15 protein-coding genes are annotated in these 18,924 nt (G+C 72.1%); 1 reads left to right on the top strand and 14 read right to left on the bottom strand.

The features are described from left to right. Window positions 1-28: 28 nt before the first annotated feature. Complete coding sequence (locus WMF12_RS08725; protein ID WP_437869952.1) at window positions 29-1,195, top strand: PrsW family intramembrane metalloprotease; 1,167 nt, start codon at window positions 29-31, stop codon at window positions 1,193-1,195. A gap of 156 nt (window positions 1,196-1,351) precedes the next feature. Here the strand turns inward: WMF12_RS08725 and dnaJ are convergent, their stop codons facing one another. The 14 genes from dnaJ to mraZ all read right to left on the bottom strand — a co-directional run bounded on the left by dnaJ (window position 1,352) and on the right by mraZ (window position 18,458). Beyond that, window positions 1,352-2,437 carry a molecular chaperone DnaJ gene (dnaJ, locus tag WMF12_RS08720; RefSeq protein ID WP_437869951.1) on the bottom strand — a complete coding sequence of 362 codons (1,086 nt, stop codon included), beginning with the start codon at window positions 2,435-2,437 and terminating at the stop codon, window positions 1,352-1,354. Between the two features lie 151 nt (window positions 2,438-2,588). Beyond that, complete coding sequence (gene ftsZ, locus WMF12_RS08715; protein WP_437745137.1) at window positions 2,589-3,857, bottom strand: cell division protein FtsZ; 1,269 nt, start codon at window positions 3,855-3,857, stop codon at window positions 2,589-2,591. 245 nt (window positions 3,858-4,102) lie between these two features. Further along, a complete protein-coding gene (gene ftsA, locus WMF12_RS08710; RefSeq protein WP_437745136.1) occupies window positions 4,103-5,425 on the bottom strand; it encodes a cell division protein FtsA in 1,323 nt (440 codons plus the stop codon). A gap of 129 nt (window positions 5,426-5,554) precedes the next feature. Next, window positions 5,555-6,586: an FtsQ-type POTRA domain-containing protein gene (locus WMF12_RS08705; RefSeq protein WP_437869946.1), complete on the bottom strand. Its 1,032-nt coding sequence runs from the start codon at window positions 6,584-6,586 to the stop codon at window positions 5,555-5,557. Next, complete coding sequence (gene murC / locus WMF12_RS08700) at window positions 6,583-7,992, bottom strand: UDP-N-acetylmuramate--L-alanine ligase (protein ID WP_437716583.1); 1,410 nt, start codon at window positions 7,990-7,992, stop codon at window positions 6,583-6,585. The genes WMF12_RS08705 and murC overlap by 4 nt, the downstream gene beginning before the upstream one ends. Then, window positions 7,992-9,203, bottom strand: a complete 1,212-nt coding sequence (gene murG / locus WMF12_RS08695; protein WP_437869945.1) for an undecaprenyldiphospho-muramoylpentapeptide beta-N-acetylglucosaminyltransferase — start codon at window positions 9,201-9,203, stop codon at window positions 7,992-7,994. The genes murC and murG overlap by 1 nt, the downstream gene beginning before the upstream one ends. Next, the gene (gene ftsW / locus WMF12_RS08690) at window positions 9,197-10,522 is read right to left on the bottom strand and encodes a putative lipid II flippase FtsW (RefSeq protein WP_437869944.1); all 1,326 of its coding nucleotides are present in this window, start codon (window positions 10,520-10,522) and stop codon (window positions 9,197-9,199) included. Before ftsW ends, murG begins: the two co-directional genes overlap by 7 nt. Further along, window positions 10,519-11,889, bottom strand: coding sequence for a UDP-N-acetylmuramoyl-L-alanine--D-glutamate ligase (murD, locus tag WMF12_RS08685; RefSeq protein ID WP_437869943.1), 1,371 nt, complete (start codon window positions 11,887-11,889; stop codon window positions 10,519-10,521). Before murD ends, ftsW begins: the two co-directional genes overlap by 4 nt. Before the next feature lie 4 nt (window positions 11,890-11,893). Beyond that, window positions 11,894-13,024, bottom strand: a complete 1,131-nt coding sequence (mraY, locus tag WMF12_RS08680; RefSeq protein ID WP_437745131.1) for a phospho-N-acetylmuramoyl-pentapeptide-transferase — start codon at window positions 13,022-13,024, stop codon at window positions 11,894-11,896. Continuing rightward, window positions 13,021-14,625, bottom strand: a complete 1,605-nt coding sequence (locus tag WMF12_RS08675; protein WP_437869942.1) for a UDP-N-acetylmuramoyl-L-alanyl-D-glutamate--2,6-diaminopimelate ligase — start codon at window positions 14,623-14,625, stop codon at window positions 13,021-13,023. Before WMF12_RS08675 ends, mraY begins: the two co-directional genes overlap by 4 nt. After that, the gene (locus WMF12_RS08670) at window positions 14,622-16,709 is read right to left on the bottom strand and encodes a penicillin-binding protein (protein ID WP_437869941.1); all 2,088 of its coding nucleotides are present in this window, start codon (window positions 16,707-16,709) and stop codon (window positions 14,622-14,624) included. Before WMF12_RS08670 ends, WMF12_RS08675 begins: the two co-directional genes overlap by 4 nt. Further along, on the bottom strand, window positions 16,706-17,059 hold the full coding sequence (locus WMF12_RS08665) for a hypothetical protein (protein WP_437745128.1): 354 nt from the start codon (window positions 17,057-17,059) through the stop codon (window positions 16,706-16,708). Before WMF12_RS08665 ends, WMF12_RS08670 begins: the two co-directional genes overlap by 4 nt. After that, the gene (gene rsmH / locus WMF12_RS08660) at window positions 17,056-18,003 is read right to left on the bottom strand and encodes a 16S rRNA (cytosine(1402)-N(4))-methyltransferase RsmH (RefSeq protein ID WP_437869940.1); all 948 of its coding nucleotides are present in this window, start codon (window positions 18,001-18,003) and stop codon (window positions 17,056-17,058) included. Before rsmH ends, WMF12_RS08665 begins: the two co-directional genes overlap by 4 nt. Next, the gene (gene mraZ, locus WMF12_RS08655; protein ID WP_012234291.1) at window positions 18,000-18,458 is read right to left on the bottom strand and encodes a division/cell wall cluster transcriptional repressor MraZ; all 459 of its coding nucleotides are present in this window, start codon (window positions 18,456-18,458) and stop codon (window positions 18,000-18,002) included. Before mraZ ends, rsmH begins: the two co-directional genes overlap by 4 nt. Window positions 18,459-18,924: the final 466 nt, after the last annotated feature.

The following is an 18,924-nucleotide window of genomic DNA, read 5'->3' as shown; positions in this document are numbered from 1 at the left end:
CAGCTCCGCCGCCCCGCCCCTCGCGCCCATGAACGCCGCCGCCGCGCTCCTCTGGCTCGCCACCGTCGCAGCGCCGCTCGGAGGGCTGGCCGCGCTCCTCGTCTGGTCGCAGCGCCTCTATGGCAGGCGCCGGTTCGCGGTGGGGACGGCGCTGCTCGGCGCGCTCGCGTTCGTGCCGGCGCTGCTCATCGAGACGTTCCTCCAGCGCTGGCAAGGCGTCGACAAGGTCGCCAGCGCGCTCGACGCCGTCACGCTCGTCTACATCTTCGTGGTCACGGCGCCGCTGGAGCAGGGCCTCAAGGTGGCGGCCGTCGCGCCGATCGCGCGGCTGCGCGCGGTGGAGGAGCCGTTCGATGGGCTCGTGTACGCGGCCGCCGCGGCGCTCGGGTTCGTGTCGGCCCACAACGCCGTGTACCTGTGGGGCCGGCCGCTGGAGCCGCTCGACATCGCGCGGGCCCTCCTCGCCGTGCCGGCGCACCTCTTCTTCGCCTCGCTCTGGGGCTACGCGCTGGGCCGCGAGCGCACGCGGCCGCTGGGCGGCCGTCGCTTCAACGCCGCGTGGCTCGGCGCGATGGTGCTCAACGGCGCCTACGACTACATCGTCTTTGCGTGCCGCCCGGTCGCGCTCGTCATCGCGGCGCCGGTGCTCCTCGGCACCGGCCTCGTGACCTTCCTCGCCGCCCGCGACCTGCTCCGCCGAGGCGCGTCGCCGCACAGCTCGCAGCGCAGGGAGCGCCGCTTCCTCCCCCGCATCGCTCCGCCGTCGCTCGGAACGTTGCGTGAGGCGCTCAGGCGCACCGAACGACCGGTGACGCTCACGTGGATCGCCTTCGGCGCGCTCGTCACGGTCGGGGTGATGACGACCGCGCTCGCGATCGCGATCGCGCTCGGCCATCGCTTCGGCGTCGACTTCGCGGCGGTGGACAGGGGCGACGCCTCGACCGCCGCGGCGGCGCCGCTCCTCTTGCTCGTCGCAGCGGCGATCGCCGCCTTCCCCTTGGCTGGTTATCTCGTCGCCCGGGCCTCGTCGACGGGCAGCGTCCTTGAGCCGGCCGCCTCGGCGGCGCTCGCCATCCTGGGCTCTCTGGTGCTGCTCGGCCTCGCGGCCCCCGTCGCCGTCGTGTTCGCGGCCGCGCTCGCCCCCATCGCCTTCAGCCTCGCATGCGCGGGCGCCTGGATCGGCACGACGCGCTGAGCACGGCGCACGCTCGCGCCTGGCGCTAGAAATCCTGCCAGTTCGGTGGGCGTCGGCTCTGCGATGAGCCCGCGCGACCCCGACCTCGTCGCCACGCAGCGCCGCCCCGCGCCGCTGCCGCCGCAGCGCTGGCCGGAGCTCGAGCGACCAGCAGACCTACGCGGTCGCCGCCTTCGCCGCCGGCTGGTGCTTGGCTACCTCGTCCTGGAACCTGCGGAGCAGCTCCTGCGCTGCGGGCGACAGGTTCCGCGGCACCTCGACCTGGATGACCACCTGGAGCGCTCCGCGGCCGCGACCATCGATCCGGGGCGCGCCCTTGCCCTTGACCGAGATCACCTCGCCGGGCTGCACGCCCGCCGGGACCTCGACGTCGACGACCGTGTCGTCCGGCAGGTCGATCTTGACCATGCTGCCGAGAGCCGCGTCGGCGAAGGAGATGGGCGCCCGCGTGATGAGGTCGAGCCCGTCGCGCTCGAAGCGCTCGTCCGCGGCGAGATCGACGTCGACGTACAGATCGCCGGGCGGCGCGCCCTGGGCGCCCGGCATGCCCTGGCCCGGCACCCTGAGCCGCTGGCCGCCGTCGATGCCGGCTGGGAAATTGACGACGACCTTCCGCGTCTTCTCGACCGCCCCGAACCCCTTGCAGGTGGCGCACGGCGTCTTGATGACCGAGCCCTCGCCCGAGCATTCAGGGCACGTCTGGGTGAACATCACGAACCCGCGCGAGGTCGAGACCTGCCCGGCGCCGCCGCACGTACCGCACGGCTTGCGTTTCGTCCCTGGCTTCGCCCCCGAGCCGGAGCAGTCGTCGCACGCCACCGGCGTCCGCAGGACGACCTCCCGCTTGCAGCCGAGCAAGGCGTCCCGCAGCGAGAGCCGCTGCTGAACCCGGATGTCCTGGCCGCGCGCGGGCCCGCGCCGCCGGCGCTGCCCGCCGCCGAAGCCGCCGAAGAACTCCGAGAAGATGTCCTGGAAGTGGGAGAAGATGTCGCCGTCGGCCGCGCCGCCGATCCCCTCGAGGCCGGCGTGCCCGAACTGGTCGTACCGCCTGCGCTTCTCCTCGTCGGAGAGGACCTGGTACGCCTCGGTGGCCTCTTTGAAGCGGGCCTCCGCCGACGCATCGCCGGGGTTCCGGTCCGGATGGTTCTTCAACGCAGCCTGACGATAGGCCTTGCGAATGTCGTCAGGCGTCGCGTCTCGCGCGAGGCCAAGAACTTCGTAGAAGTCGCGCTTTTCACTCATGAATCGTGGACCGCCGCGTCGATCCTGCCCGACAGCGGGCACAGGTGCCGGCAGACCATAAGTCGTCGTGCGCGCCTGTCAACGCGTAATACAGCGTGAACGCCCGCGGTGGCTGCGCGCCGGGACGTCTTCCGTGCAGGCTGCGGCGCTTCTACTGGCCCCGGCGCTGGAACGCGGGCGTGTCCCAGTCGGCGTCGAGCGGAGGGACGAAGCTCGCGCGGTCGCGCGGGCTGCCGCCTGCCGCCTGGACCTGCGGCGCGGGCCGACGGGTGGTCGGATACGCGACCTCCTCGTGCCGGTGCGGCTGGCGCTGCGTCATGGGCATGGGAGGAGCGCTCGGGGCGGAGCGGCCCGACATCGGCCCGGCCGCCGCGGCCAGCGACGCTCCGATGGAGTGCGCGGTGGCGCGCGGCTGCGCGGCGCTCGCGAGCTGCTGCGGGACCTCGGCGACGAGGTGGTCGAAGCCGGTCGCGATGACCGTCACCTTGATCATCTCGCCCATGTTCTCGTCGATCGTCGCGCCGAAGATGATGTTCGCGTCCTCGTGCGCCTGCTCCTGCACGAGCGTCGCGGCCTCCTCGATCTCGCGCATCCGCATGTCGGGGCCGCCGACGATGTTGATGAGCACGCCGGTCGCGCCCTCGACCGAGATGTCGTCGAGCAGCGGCGAGCTGACGGCCATCTCGGCGGCGAGGCGAGCGCGGCCCTGCCCCTTCGCGCAGCCGGTGCCCATGAGCGCGCGGCCCATGTTCGACATCACCGTCTTCACGTCCGCGAAGTCGACGTTCACGATCCCGTTCTGCGTGATGAGATCGCTGATGCCCTTGATCGCCTGATAGAGCACCTCGTCCGCCTTGCGGAACGCCTCGACGAACGAGAGGTCCTCGTCGCCCAGCGAGAGGAGCTTCTGGTTCGGGATCGTGATGAGCGTGTCGACGTGCTCCGCGAGCATCGCTAGGCCGAGCTCGGCGCGGCGCGAGCGCTGCTTGCCCTCGAAGAAGAACGGCTTCGTCACGACGCCGACGGTGAGGCAGCCCTCCTCGCGCGCGAGCTGCGCGATGACCGGCGCGGCGCCCGTGCCCGTGCCGCCGCCCATCCCCGCGGTGACGAACACCATGTCCGCGCCCTGGAGGCACTCCTTCACCCGCGTCACGTCCTCGAGCGCCGCCTTGCGGCCCTTCTCGGGATCGGCGCCCGCGCCGAGACCGCGCGTGACGCTCGCTCCGATGTGGAGCTTGGTCGGGGCGAGGCTCGATCCGAGCGCCTGGGCGTCGGTGTTGACGACGATGAACTCCACGCCCTCGAGGCCGAAGTTGATCATCGTGTTGACTGCATTGCCGCCAGAACCGCCACAACCGATGACCTTGATCCGGGCGTCGTACCCGGTGTGCTCGTCGGCAAACTCGATGGAGAAACTCATGAACTCCTCCCGGGGAAGTACAGCTAGCCGCTCGGCCCGGCGCCGACCCCTACGGAGGTCGAGCGGCGCGGAACCCTCAGTGCGCGAGGACGTCCTCGCTCCGGACGGCATTCGGAGGGGCGCCTCTTCCCCTTCGAACACCGCGCTTCAAACCCTCTTGACTTCGCGTTCAAGAGGGATCGCCAGTGCGCTATCGGATCCTCTCAAACCCAATTCTCTAACAACTTTCTCTTGCCACGTCATGCCTAGAATGCTGCTCGAAGCCAGTTCCAGAACCTCCCGCTCGACCTCTTTTCAATCGCCATTTCTTCGACGACATCTCGACGCGACTCGCGCTCGCGGAGCTTCTCGCGACGGATCTCCGCGCGCCCGGCGTGGCCGGCGTCGAGCGTCACCGGCGTGAGCGCGCGCGCCTGCGCGAGTGCGTTGGCGCCGTACTGAACGAGGCCCACGCCCGTCGCGTACTGCGGGCCGGCCACGAGCTGCGTGATGCCTCGCACGCCGACCGGCACGCCGAGGCGCACGGGCATCCCGAGGATCTCCTCGGCGAACTCTGTCATCCCTTCCATGAGGACGCCGCCGCCGGTGACCACCGCGCCGGCCGAGAGCTGCTCGAGCATCCCGGTGTCCTCGATCCGCTTGCGGATGACCGCGAAGATCTCCTCGACGCGCGGCTCGATGATGTCCGACAGGACGCGGCGCGCCGCCTTGCGCGGCATGTGCCCGCCGACGCCGGGGACCTCGATCTCCTCCTCGTCGCCCACCATTCGGCCCAGGGCGCAGCCGGCGTTGCGCTTGAGGCGCTCGGCCTCGCCCATCGGCGTGCGCAACCCGGCGGCGATGTCGGCCGTCACGTTGTTGCCGCCCGCCGGGATCACGCTGGCGTGCGCGATTCCGCCGTCCACGTAGAGGAGCAGGTCCGTCGTACCGCCGCCGATGTCGATGATGGCGACGCCGATCTCCTTCTCGTCCTCGGAGAGCACCGCCTCGGCGCTGGCGAGCGGCTCCAGTACCACGTCGGCCACGGTGAGGCCGCAGCGCTCCGCGCAGCGGACGACGTTCTGCACGCACGAGGTCGCGGCCGTGATCAGGTTCACCTTCACGCCGAGCCGGACGCCGCTCATCCCGACCGGGTCGCGGATGCCGTCCTGGTTGTCGACCGTGAACTCGCGCGGCAGGACGTGCAGGATCTGACGATCGGCGTCGACAGGGATGGCCCGCGCGCCCTCGAGGACGCGCTCGACGTCCAGACGCGTGACCTCGCCGCCGGAGACCGCGGCGACGCCGTCGGACTGCTGGCAGCGGATGTGGCTGCCCGCGACGCCGGCATACACGGTGCGGATCTCGACGCCCGCCATCGTCTGGGCGGCCTCGATCGCCTCGGCGATCGAGCGCACCGTCCAGTCGATGTTGCTCACCACGCCCTTCCGCAGGCCGCGGCACGGGACGTTGCCCACCCCGAGGATGGTGATCCCATCAGCGTCGATCTCGCCAACGACCGCCGAGACCTTGGTCGTCCCGATGTCGAGTCCGACGACGATCTCAGTAGTCTCCATCCGGCTCTTCATTGCGTGCACCACCTCATGCGGGGACGAGCCCCATGCGCGTGTAAGGCGGGCACGACGCTGCCATGAGCCAGCAGCACCGGCCAAGTTTTGCTCGGCGATCGCCGGCGCGGAGAGCGGGCCCGACGGCGCTCATCTCATCCTCACCACGACGCGCTCGGGGTGCGCGTCGTTGTCGAGGAAGATCACCGACGCGTTCGCCTTTCGCTGGGCGAGCTCGGTGAGCACCCGCGACGCCTGGGCGACCTTGTCCCGGTAGGGCGGCTGCCCGAGGTGGAGCGAGATCGCCTCCTTTCCGATGGTGACGACGATCGACCCGTCCCGCTCGACGTGGAGCTCCTGGGTCGGATAGCGGCGCGCGACGCCGGCGCGCTCCAGGTCCTCGACCACGTCGAGCAGGCGCCGGACCGCGATGACGACGCCGGGGCGATCCCGCGCCACCTGTTCGCCGGTGATCCCCGTGACGATCGGGAGGTCGACGGGGTCGTCGCCAGCGAGCTCCTTGAAGAGCTCGCCGTCGCGCGTCGCGAGGTAGAGATCGCCGCCGATCGCGACCAGGGCCTGCGCCTCCCGCTCGACGACGTCGACGTGGATCGTCGAGGGGAGCCTGCGCGTGACCGTCGCCTTCTCGATCCAGGGGTCGGTGGCGATCGAGGCGCCGGCGAGCTCGAGATCGAGCGTGAAGATGTTCTTGCCCACCTCGATGCCGCCGGAGCTGGCCACCTGCTCAGCGGTCCGGCGCTGGACGCCGTCGACGAGCACCGTGCGCACGGCGAAGCGAGGGCTCGACACGATGTAGCGGCGCGCGCCCCACGCGACGGCGGTCGAGGCGACGAGCACGACGGCGGCGCCCGCGAGCAGCTGCAGGGCGCGGAGGTGGCGCGCGATCGGCCGCGGGGAGCGCGCCGCCGAGGGCGCGCCCTCGGCGGCGCGCTCTCCGCGGTCGATCGCGCGCGGCGGGCGCACGGAAACGCTCGTCGCGGGCGGGGCCGGCGACTCGTGCGACGACGGGGTCGACGCGCGCACGCGCTCGTTCTTCGGCGGCACCGCCGCCACGGGCTCGGGCTTCGAGCCGCGCGAGGCCGCCCGGACCGGCGGCGCCGCGGGCACCGACGGCAGCGAGCGGCGGCGGTTCGGCGGGGGCGCGCTGGGACGCTCGGTCATGAGCTGCCCTCCTGCGGCGGCGACTTCGCCTCGAGCCGCGCCTTGAGCCCTCGCACGCACGCGTTCACGTCGCCCGCCCCGAGCGCGATGACGACGTCGCCGGGCCGGGCGATCTTCTCGAGGGCCTCCGGGAGGTCGGCCTTGTCGGCGATGAAGCGCGCGTCGTGGTGGCCATGCTCCCGGATCGACTGGACGAGGCGCTCCGCGGTGACGCCGGGGATCGGCGGCTCGCCCGCGGCGTAGATGTCCGTGACGAGCAGGACGTCGGCCTGGTTGAAGGCGCGCGTGAACTCGTCGAAGAGATCGCGCGTGCGGGTGTGCCGGTGCGGCTGGAAGGCCACGACGACGCGGTGATCCTCGCCGGGGAACGCCCGGCGGGCCGCGTCGATGGTGGCGCGGATCTCGGCCGGGTGGTGGCCGTAGTCGTCGATCATCGTGACGCCCCCGATCGACCCGACGACGGTGAAGCGGCGAGCGACGCCGCCGAACGTGGCCAGCGCCTGCTTGGTGACGTCGAGCGGCACCTCGAGCTCGTCCGCGACCGCGATGGTGGCGAGGCAGTTGAGGACGTTGTGCGCGCCCGGCATCTTCACCGTGAACCCGCCGAGCGGCTCCCCTCGGCGGTACGCGTTGAAGCTCGTCTCGAGGCCGCGGAACTGGATGCCGCGCGCCGAGTAGTCCGACTGCGGCGAGACGCCGTACGTGACGTGGCGGCGCGGGATGCGCGGGAGCAGATCCTGGACGTGCGGGTGGTCGAGGCAGAGCACGGCGAGCCCGTAGAACGGGACGCGCGCGGCGAACTCGACGAAGGCGTCCTTGATGCGCTCGTGCGTGCCGTAGTGATCGAGGTGCTCGGGGTCGATGTTGGTGACGACCGCGATCGTCGGGGTGAGCCGCAGGAACGATCCGTCGCTCTCGTCGGCCTCGGCGACGAGCAGGTCACCGGCGCCGAGCCGCGCGTTCGTGCCGAGCGCCGCCATCTTGCCGCCGACGACGACGGTGGGATCGAGGCCGGCGGCGCGCAGGACCGTGGCGACCAGGGAGGTCGTGGTGGTCTTGCCGTGCGAGCCCGCGATCGCGACGCCGTACTTCACGCGCATCAGCTCGGCGAGCATCTCCGCGCGCCCGATCACCGGGGTGCCGAGCGCGCGCGCCTCGGTGAGCTCGGGGTTCTCGGGGCGGATGGCGCTCGAGTACACGACGACATCGACGCCGCGGACGTTCTCCGCGCGGTGGCCGATGTCGATCCGGACGCCGAGCGACGTGAGCCGCCGCGTCGTCGAGCTCTCCTTGAGATCCGAGCCGGAGACCTCGAACTCGAGCGAGCGCAGGATCTCGGCGAGGCCGCTCATCCCGACGCCCCCGATGCCGACGAAATGGACGTGGCGAACGCGACCGCGGAACATCAGCCTGCCTCCTCCCAGCCGAGGCCAGCGCGGAGCGGCGCGGCCTGGTTCGTCACGGCGCCGCGCTGCGCCTCGCCAGCGCGCGCCGCGCGCCCTCCGAGGGTGGGGAAGCGCAGCGCGCGGTGGCGCGGAGCCCGCGCGAGCTCGAGCAGATCGGCGGCGACGCGCGCCGCGGCATCCCGCGTGGCGAGGGCCGCCGCCGCGTCCGCCATGCGGGCCCGGAGCGCCGGCGCGGCCGCGAGCCGGGCGATCTCGTCGGCGAGGCGCATCTCGGTGGCGTCGCCCTGGGCGATCGCGACCGCGGCGGAGGCCCGCTCGAGGGATTGCGCGTTCCTCAGCTGGTGGTTGTCGGCCGCGAAGGGGTACGGAATCAGGATTGATGGGCGCCCGACAGCGCAGAGCTCGGCGAGCGTCGACGCGCCCGCGCGGGCGATCACGACGTCGGCCGCGGCGAGCGCCTCCGCCACGTCGTCGATGAACGGGACGACGCGCGCGCGCCCTGCCAGGCCGAGCTCGGCGTAGAGCGAACGGACCGCGGCCTCGCGATCCCTGCCCGTCTGGTGCACCACCTCGAGGTCGACGCCGCGCTCGCGGCCTCGCGCGATCGCGCGAGGGACGACGTCGTTCAGCGCCAGCGCGCCCTGGCTGCCGCCGAGAACCAGCAGGCGGAGCGCGCCTTCGCGCGGCGCGTACGGGGCGCGGGCGAAGGCGCGCCGGAGGGGGACGCCGAAGAGGCGCACGGTGCTCGGGCGCAGCGCGCGCGCCGTCTCCGGGAAGGCGACGTACGCGCGATCGACGATGGGCGCGAGCAGCCGGTTCGACAGTCCGAGGACGCTGTTCGGCTCCAGGATCGCGACCGGAACGCCGAGCGAGCGGGCAGCGAGCGAGACCGGTCCGCCGGCGTACCCGCCGAGCGAGAGCGCCACGCGGGCGTCGAGCCGCTCGACGAGCCGCCTCGCCTCCGGGAGGACGCTGCCCGCGCGGGCAGCGCCGCGCACGAAGCCGGAGAGGCCGCCCCCGCGGAGCGGCAGGACGTGGAGCAGCTCGAGGTTGTCGCCGCGCTCGCCCATCACGCGCACCTCGATGCCGCGCGCGGTGCCGACGTAGACGACGCGCGCGTCGGGCGCCGCAGCGCGGACGGCGTCGCCCACGGCGATCATCGGGAAGACGTGGCCGCCGGTGCCGCCTCCGGCGATGAGCACGGTCACCATGCGCCGCCCTCCTCGGCCGACGCGGCGACCACGGCCGACGCGCTCGGCGCGTGCGGGACGGGCGAAGCGCCCGCCTCGCCGCGCTTCTCGGGGGCCACGACGGTCCGCGATCGGCTGATGCTGAGCAGGATGCCCGCGGCCGCGGCGTTCACGAGCAACGAGGAGCCGCCATAGCTGAGGAACGGCAACGTGAGCCCCTTCGTGGGGAGGATCGCCATCGCGACGGCGAGGTTCGTCATCGCCTGCACCCCGAAGAGCGTCGCGATGCCGAACGCCATGAAGCTGCCGTAGTCGTCGGCCGCCTCGAGGGCGATCTTCACGCCCCGCGAGACGATGACGAGGTATGCCGCGCACAGACCGACGATGCCGACGAAGCCGAGCTCTTCGCCGACGATCGCGGACACGAAATCGGTGTGCGCCTCCGGCAGGTAGAGCACCTGCAGCCCTCGCCCGAGGCCGAGGCCGAAGAGCCCGCCCGAGCCGAAGCTCATGACCGACTGGAACGGCTGGTAGGCGAGGTCCGCGCGGTTGTTGTCCATGTCGATCCACGCGAGGTAGCGCGCGTAGCGGTACCCGCTGAAGCGAACGAGCGCGGCGCCGGCGAACGCCAGCAGCATGGAGAACGCGGCGATGTACGGGACGCGCGCGCCCGCCACGAACAGCAGCGTGAAGGTCAGGAAGAGCAGCACGACCGCGCTTCCGAAGTCGGGCTGCTTGAGGCAGAGGAGCATCAAGAGCCCGACGACGAGGAGGTGCGGGAGGAAGCCGACCGAGAACGACTTGATGCGCTCGGCCTTCTTCGACAGCGAGTAGGCGAGCCAGAGCACGATCGCGAGCTTCGCCACCTCGGCCGGCTGCACGTGGACAGGGCCGAGCGAGATCCAGCGGTAGGCGTTGCCGGCCTTGTGGCCGAGCCCCGCCACGCAGGCGACGAGCATCCCGGTGACGGTGATGAGCACCGGGTACGTGAGGACCTTGAGGCGGCGGTGATCGATGCGGCTCGTGATCCACATCGTGGCGATCGAAAGGACCGCGTAGACCGCCTGACGCTTGAGGAAGAACTGCGCGTCCTTGTAGCGGACCGTCGCCTCGACGGCGCTGGCGCTGTAGACCATCACCACGCCGAAGCCGATGAGCGCCGTGACGACCGCCGCGAGGAGGGCGTCGACCGGGCCCGACGGGCTCGATCGCACCTTCCAGAAGGCCTCGGCGGCCGCCGCGATCCCGCCCGGCGCCGCCTTCTCCTGGTCGGGGGGACCGACGTGCCGGTTCTTGGGTGCGTCGGCGCGCGCGCCGAACGCGCTGCTCCACGACGTCACGACGCCACCTCCCCGGCGGCCCCGCCGCCAACTCCCTGGAGCTCGCGGACCGCGCGGACGAAGGCGTCGCCGCGGTCCTTGTAGTCGCGGAACATATCGAAGCTGGAGCACGCGGGGCTGAGCAGCACCGCGTCGCCCGGCCGGGCAAGGGAGCGCGCGGCGAGGACCGCCTCCGCCATCGAGCCCGCCCGCGCGATCGGCAGGACGCCGGCGGCCGCTGCGGCGATGCGGTCCGCGGCCTCGCCGAGGACGACGAGGGCGCGCCCCCGCTCGCGCAGCGCGGACACGAGCGGGGCGTAGTCGCCGAGCTTGTCGCGCCCGCCCGCGATCAGGACGGCCTTCGCCTCGATCAGGCCGGAGAGCGCGGCGACGGAGGCGCCGACGTTGGTCCCCTTCGAGTCGTCGTAATAGCGGACCCCGTCGACGTCCGCGACGAGCGCGGTCCGGTGCGCGAGCCCCTCGAAGCCCGAGAGCGCGTCGCCGATCGCCGCCGCGGGGGCGCCGAGCGCGGCGGCGAGCGCGACGGAGGCGCAGGCGTTCGCGAGGTTGTGCGCGCCCGCGAGCCGCACGCGATCCAGCGGGTAGCGGGCGCCGGCGACGCGATCGACGATCGCGCCCCCCGCGGCGCTCACGTCCGCGCGGGCGTCGCGCGCGCTGAACGTCACGACGCGGGCGCGCCCGCGCGCCGCCTGTCGGGCGACGAGCTCGTCGCCGAAGGGGACGACCGCCACGTCGTCGGGCGTCATGCGCTCGAACGGGTTGCCCTTCGCGTCGGCGTACGCCGCGAAGCTCGCGTAGCGATCGAGGTGATCGTCCGTGATGTTCAGCAGCGCGTGGGCGCGCGCGTGCAGCGTCGGCACGCGCTCCGCCTGGAAGCTCGAGATCTCGAGGACGAGCACGTCCCACGTCTGGTCGACGACCTCGGCGAGGGGGGTCCCGAAATTGCCGCCGACGAACGTGCGGAGGCCGGCCCGCTCGAGCATCGCGCCCGTGAGCGCCGTCGTCGTGCTCTTGCCGTTGGTCCCGCCGACGAGCACGACGGGCGCCGACACGAAGCGCGACGCGAGCTCGAGCTCGCCGATGACCTCGCGCCCGGAGCGAGCGACGGCGTCGAGCGCAGGGAACGACGGCACGCCCGGCGAGACGACCACGAGGTCGGCGCCGTCGAACAGCGCCGGATCGTGCCCTCCCGGCGCGAGGACGACGCCCTCGCCCTCGAGGGCCACGGCCGCGGCGGAGAGCCGCTCGCGCGGCGCGCCGTCGTTCGCGATCACGCGCGCGCCGCGCGCGTTCAGGAGGCGCGCGGCCGCGACGCCGCTCCGGCCGAGACCCACGACGATCACTGTTCGCCCGCGGACGTCCATCATGCCCTCACCGCAGCTTCATCGACGCCAGGGACACCAGCGCCAGGAGGATGGAGATGATCCAGAAGCGGACGATGATCTTGGGCTCCGCCCACCCCTTCTTCTCGTAGTGGTGGTGGATCGGCGCCATCAAGAAGACGCGCTTGCCGGTGAGCTTGAACGAGAGGACCTGCGTGATGACGCTGACCGTCTCGATGAAGAAGATCCCCCCGAGGATGATCGACAGGAGCTCGTTCTTGGTGAAGACGGCGAGCATCCCGAGCCCGCCTCCGAGGGCGAGCGACCCGACGTCCCCCATGAAGACCTGGGCGGGGTACGTGTTGTACCAGAGGAACCCGATCCCCGCGCCGATGACCGAGCCGCAGTACACCGACAGCTCGCCGGCCGACGCGATCGCCGGGATGTCGAGGTAGGCCGCGAGCGAGAAGCTCGCGATGGAGGCGCCGACGATGTACGCGAGGATGAGGTAGGTCCCCGCGTTGATGATCACCGGGCCGATCGCGAGGCCGTCGAGGCCGTCGGTGAGGTTCACGGCGTTCGACGTGGCAACCACGACGAAGACGGCGAACGGGATGTAGACGTAGAGCGGCAGCTCGATCGGGTACTTCGAGAACGCGACGAACGGGATCGCGAGCCGCGTCCTGATCTCCGCCCAGTCCGGCGGGAGCTTGGACGCGAGCAGGAACGTGTAGGCCACGGCCGCGCCGCCGATCAGCACCTGGCCGATGAGCTTGTAGCGCCCGGGCAGGCCCCCGCTGCTCCGCCGCTTGATCTTGAGGAAGTCGTCCAGGTAGCCGATGACGCCGTAGCCCGCGGTGACGGCCGTCGTCGCGAGGACGAAGGGGTTCCTGAGGTCGGCCCACAGCACGGTGGGGAGCAGCAGGGAGAGCAGGATGAGCGCGCCGCCCATCGTCGGCGTGCCCGCCTTGATCTTGTGCGTCTCCGGCCCCTCGGCGCGGACCACCTGCCCGATCTGCTTCCGCCGGAGCTCGCGGATGAACCACGGCGCGAGCACGAACGTCAGCACCATGGCGGTGATCGTCGCCATGATCGTGCGGAACGGGATGTAGCGGAGGACGTTGAGCCAGCTCAGCCAGCCGTAGTGGAACTTGAGCGGATAGAAGAGCTCGTAGATCACCCCGCACCTCCGTGCGACGGCCGCTCGTCAAGGGAGCGCGCGCGGCGCGCGGCGAGCGCGCGCCGCGCCTCGTCGCGATCGTCGAACGGCAGCGTGACGCCGCCGATGATCTGGTACGGCTCGTGGCCCTTGCCGGCGATGAGGACCACGTCCCCCGGCTCGGCGTCGAGCACCGCGCGCTCGATCGCGCGCGCTCGATCGAGCTCGACGACGACGCGCGCGCGCCCGGCGGCGAGCCCCGGCAGGATGGCGTCGGCGATCGCGCGCGGGTCCTCGCTCCGCGGGTTGTCGTTGGTGACGATGGCGACGTCGGCGGCGCGGCCGACCGCCTCGCCCATCTGCGGCCGCTTCAGCGGATCGCGGTCGCCGCCGCACCCGAAGACGCAGAGGACGCGCCCGCCGCCGAGGGCACGCACGCTCGCGAGCACGCGGGCGAGCGCGTCCGGCGTGTGCGCGTAGTCGACGAGCACGATCACATCGTCGGCGCCGGGGGTATCGCAGCGCTCCAGGCGGCCCGCGACCTGGATCGGAGACGAGAGCGCCGCGGCGGCGTCACCGACGTCGAACCCGAGCAGGTAGGCCACGGCGAGGGCGGCGAGCAGGTTCGACGCGTTGTGGGCGCCGAGCAGGTGGGAGCGGATGGTGACCTCGCCGACGGGCGTGCGGGCGCGGATGAACGTGCCGCTCGCGCTGTGCGCGAGCTCGACGGGGGCGATCTCCGCGGCGTCCGGGCCCACGCCCACCTCCGCCGAGTAGCGCGCGAGCGTCGCCGCCGTCGGGCGCGAGAGCCCGCCGGGGGCGAGCATCTCGACGAGCTGCCGCCCGAAGGGATCGTCGACGTTGATGACCGCGGCGCCGGGGCCGAGATCCACGAACAGGCGCGCCTTCGCCGCCGCGTACGCCTCCATCGTGCCGTGGTAGTCGAGGTGATCCTGCGTGAGGTTCGTGAAGACGGCGATCCGGAACCGGACCGCATCGACGCGCTTCGCCGCGAGCGCGATCGATGACACCTCCATCACGAGGTGCGTCGCGCCGCGGGCGACCATCGCGGCGGCGACGCGGGCGAGCTCGTCCGCCTCGGGGCTCGTGTGCGAGGCGTGGACATCGAGATCGCCGAAGCGGTAGCCGAGCGTCCCGACGATCCCGGCCTGACCGCCGCACCGATCGATGCAGGCCTGGACGAGGTGGGCCGTCGTCGTCTTGCCGTTCGTACCGGTGATGCCGACGACCTCGAGCGTGAAGGTCGGGTGTCCGTAGACCACGGCGGCGGCCTGAGCGAGCGCGAGCGGCACGTCGGGGACCTCGACGCGCGCGGCGCCGAGCGTGTCGGCCGCGCTCCCGCGGGCGACGATCACCGCCCGCGCGCCGCGCGCCACGGCCTCGGGGATGAAGCGCTCGCCGTGGTCGCGCGCGCCCGCGCGCGCGACGAAGATGTCCCCCTGCCTCACCTTGCGCGAGTCGAGGTGCACGCCCGTCACGACCATGTCCGCGGCGCCCGCCGGAGAGAGCGCGGCGCCCGGGATCTCGAGCAGCACGTCGCCGAGGCGGAGCGCGAGCTCGACCTCGGCCAGGCTGGCTTCCTTGTGATCGTGCTCCGTCATGTGGGGGGCTCGAAGATGAGCTTCAGGGGCGCTCCCTTGGGCAGCACGGTCCCGGGCGGAGGCTCCTGGCGCGCGAGCCGCCCCGTGCCCTCGACGCTCGGATCGAGCCCGAGCGCAGCGGCGCTCTTCACGGCCTCGCGCTGCGGCAGCCCCGTCAGATCGGGGACGCGCAGCTCCCCCGCCTTGAGCGGCGCGGACGGCGTGACCACCCCCGTCGAGATCGGCGCGGCCGCGGCGCGCGCCTCGCTCAGCACCTGATAGGTGCTCGCCGCGAGGTCCTCTCCGGACTGCTCGCTGATCTCCGACAGCTTCATCGGCACGCTCCCGCGCGGGGTAACGCCCAGGTAGCGCAGCGCCATCTCACCGATCCGACGGAAGACGGGCGCCGCGACCGAGCCGCCGGCGTACGTGCCGCCCATCGGCTCATCGAGCACCACCGCGATGGCGATCCGAGGCCGCTCGGCCGGGACGAACCCGACGAACGACGCCACGTAGTGGGTGTCGGTGTACTTGCCCGTCGCGGGATCGATCTTCTGCGCGGTGGCCGTCTTCCCCGCGACGCGGAACCCCGGGATCGCGGCCTCGACGCCGGTCCCGTCCCCCTCCGTCACCGCGACGAGCATCTCCGACATCATCCGCGCGATCGGCGCCGGCACCGCGTCGCGGCGCACGCGCGGCGACGGCTCCGACAGCGTGACGCCCGTGCCGTCGGTGACCCGCTTGATCAGGATCGGCTCGAGCAGCCGCCCGTGGTTGGCGACCGCCGCCGTGGCCATCGCCAGCTGGAGCGTGGTCACGCTGATCCCCTGCCCGAACGAGGCCGCCGCCGTCTCGACCTGGACCCACGGGCGGCCGCGCGGCCGCAGCACGCCCACGGACTCGCCCGGCAGCGGCACGCCGGTCAGGTCCCCGAAGCCGAACCGCCGGAAGCCCTCGTAGAGCCGCTGCTCGCCGAGCCCGAGCGCGATCTTCGCCGTGCCGATGTTGGACGACTGGGCGAGGATCTGCGGCACCGTCAGCCACTTGTGAATGTGCGTGTCGTGGATCACGACGTTGTCGATCGCCATGTTCCCCTCCTCGCAGTAGATGGTCGCGCTGGGGGAGACGCTCTTCGCCGCGATCGCGCTCGCGATGGCGAACACCTTCATCGTGGAGCCGGGCTCGAAGCGATCGACGACGCAGCGGTTGCGCCGGGACCCTGGATCGCTCTGCGAGTAGTCGTTCGGGTTGAAGCCCGGAGCGCTCGCCATGGCGAGGATCTCGCCGCTCTCCGGATCGACGACCACGATCGATCCGCCGAGCGCCTCGTAGGTCTTCATCGCCGCCTCGAGCTCGCGCTCGGCGGTGAACTGGATGCCCTTGTCGATCGTCAGGTGGACGTTGTGCCCGGCGAGCGCCTGCTCATCCTCGATCCCCTCCGAGAAGATGAGCCGGCCCGAGCGATCGCGGAGCCCGCGCACCTCGGACGCGTTGCCGCGGAGCTCGTGCTCCAGGCTGAGCTCGATCCCCTCCTTGCCCTCGCCGTCGGTGGCGACGAAGCCGAGCAGCGGGCCGGCGAGCTCGCGGTTCGGGTAGAAGCGGCGCCCCTCGCCCTCGATCACGAGCCCGCGCACCGGGTAGCGCTGCGTCCTGTCCCCGAGCGCGCGGACGTTCTCGACCTCCTGCTCGGAGATGCGGCGCTTGAGCCAGGCGAAGCGGCGCCGCCGGCCGAGCTTCTCCACGACCTCCTCGAGCGGCAGCGAGAGCGCCTGCGCGATGCGCTCCGCGTACTGCTGGATCCGCATCGGGACGTACTTCTCCTCGATGCCGCGGAGCATCTCGACCGCGTCCACGGAGACGCTGGGCACCTCCACGCTCTCCGCGAGCGGCGCGCCGTTCCGGTCGTAGATGGTGCCGCGCTTCGGCGTGATGTGGAGCCGCCGCTGGCGCTGCCGCTCGGCGAGGTCGTACCACGCGTCCCCGTCCTCGACCTCGATGCGGTAGGCGCCGGACACGACGCCGCCCAGGCCGAGCGCCATGAGGCCGCAGAGCAGCCCCATGCGGATGCGAATCCACCGCGCGCGCCGGGGATCGAGGTTCTTCACGGCTGCCCTCCGCTCGGCGGCGCGCGGCCGGGCTCCTCGCCTTCGGGCTCGCGCTCGCCGGGCGGCGCGGAGTAGCCCCGCACCGGGATCACGCGCTCGGGCGGGGGCGGCGTCATGCCGAGCAGCGAGCGGGCGACCATCTCCACGCGCTGCGGCGTCTCGTAGCTGGCCGCCTCGAGCGAGAGCACCCGCTTCACCTCGCGCAGCCGCGCCTGCTCGGCGCGCGCTCGCCCGAGCTTGTATCCCAGGTCGACCGTGCGCCCTCGCAGCGCGAGGTGCACGATGAACGCCGCCACCGTCGCGGCCACCGCGAGCGTCCACAAGATGAGGAACGGACGCTGCTGCGTCACGCGAGCGCCTCCGCCCCGCTTACGCGCCTCGCGGCGCGGAGCTTTGCGCTGCGGGCCCTCGGGTTGTCGGCGACCTCGTCGTCGCCCGCGGTCACCGGCTTCTTCGTCAGCGGCTCCCAGACCTCCGGCTCGCGCAGCGCGCGCTTGACGATGCGGTCCTCCAGCGAGTGGAACGAGATCACGGCGAGCACGCCGCCCGGCGCGATGATCCTGGGCGCCGCCTCGAGCAGCGCCTCGAGCTGGTCGAGCTCACCGTTCACCGCGATGCGCAGCGCCTGGAACGTGCGCGTCGCCGGATCGACGCCGCCGATGCGCGCCGGCCCGACGGCGCGCACCACGGCGCGCCGCAGGTCGAGCGTCGTCACGAGCTCGCCGCTGTCGGCCGCCTGCTTGATGCAGCGCGCGACCCGCCGGCTGCGGCGCTCCTCGCCGTAGCGGTAGATGAGGTCCGCGAGCTCCTCGTCGCTGAGCCGCTCGATGAGCTCGAGCGCCGTCTCGCCGCGGCTCGGGTCCATCCGCATGTCGAGCGGCCCCTCCGCGCGGAAGCTCATGCCGCGGGCCGGGTCGTCGAGCTGCATGGAGCTCACGCCGATGTCGGCGACGAGGCCGTCCACCTGCGGCACGCCGAGGGCCGCGAGGTGCCGCTCGATCTCGGAGAACTCGCCGTGAACGTAGGTCACCCGATCCCCCGCGCGGGCGAGCCGGGCGCGCGCGATGGCGAGGGCGCGCTCGTCGCGATCGATGCCGATGACCCGGGCGCCCGGCGTCTCGAGGATCGTCGCGGTGTGGCCGCCGGCGCCGAGGGTGGCGTCGACGTAGACGCCCTCGCTGCTCGGCGAGAGCGCGGCGAGCACCTCGCGGCCGAGGACGGAGACGTGCTGCTCGGCGCGCGGGCGCGGCGGCGGAGGAGGCAGGTGCATGGGGACTACATTGACGACGTTCATAGGCGGAACTGCTCCGCGATTGCGTTCTTGAAGCTCTGAAGCTCGACCTCGCTCATCTGCTGAGCGGCCTTCCACCGCTCCTGCGACCAGAGCTCGATCGTCTGGCCCATGCCCGCCCACAGCACGTCCTTCGTGAGGTCCGCGTGCTCGCGGAGAGACGGCGGGATGAGGATCCGGCCCTGCTTGTCAAGGTCACACTCGACGGCCGCGGACAGGTAACGGCGCCGGAAGGCGACCACGTTCGAATCGAATTGCGGAAGTGCTGCAATTTTCGCCTCCAGCTCTTCCCAGGCCTTCATCGGATACGCGTGCAGGCAGGGGTCGAAGAGGGCCGGGGTGATGACCATCCGCAGGTCGTTCGCGGCCGCGAGCACGTCGCGAAAGCGCGAAGGGAGGCTCGTGCGCCCCTTCGCGTCGATCGCGTGCTCGAAGTGACCGCGAAACATCGTGCTCATCGACCCCAGCTCCGGCTGGTCCGTCCCGCCGAGGGGTTGGCGACGCGTTGCTCCACCGGGCGCACGCCGCGTCGTGACATTCTCTGCCACTTCTTCCCACGAAGCTCCGCCACGCTACGGAGTGAGGTGCCGAGTGTCAACAGTTTGGGAGATTTCTGGACCTCATCCGCCACCTATGTAGGACATAAACCCTCAAGGTCATACCCCATAAAACAGCGCGATTTATCGACAAATGGCTCGCGGGAAGTGCCGTGGGAGGAAGTGGGGAGCCGCTCGGAGGTGGGCTGGAACGCGTCGGGCAGACGCTGGCAAGACGGAAAGCAAGCAAGACGGATCGCCGCCCTGAGCACGTCGATTCGCGGTCGGGCGAACGGGTGCGTAGCCGGGTTACCGGACGGGTTCAGCGAGCGTGTGGCTCTGGGGGAAACCGGGCGAGGGAGGCGCGCGGTGGGGAGAGTGGGGAGGC

The organism is Sorangium sp. So ce363, assembly GCF_051520435.1.
GTDB lineage: Bacteria > Myxococcota_A > Polyangia > Polyangiales > Polyangiaceae > Sorangium > Sorangium cellulosum_B.
The sequence above is the reverse complement of the archived record's forward strand: the minus strand, read 5'-3'. Positions and strand labels throughout refer to the sequence as shown.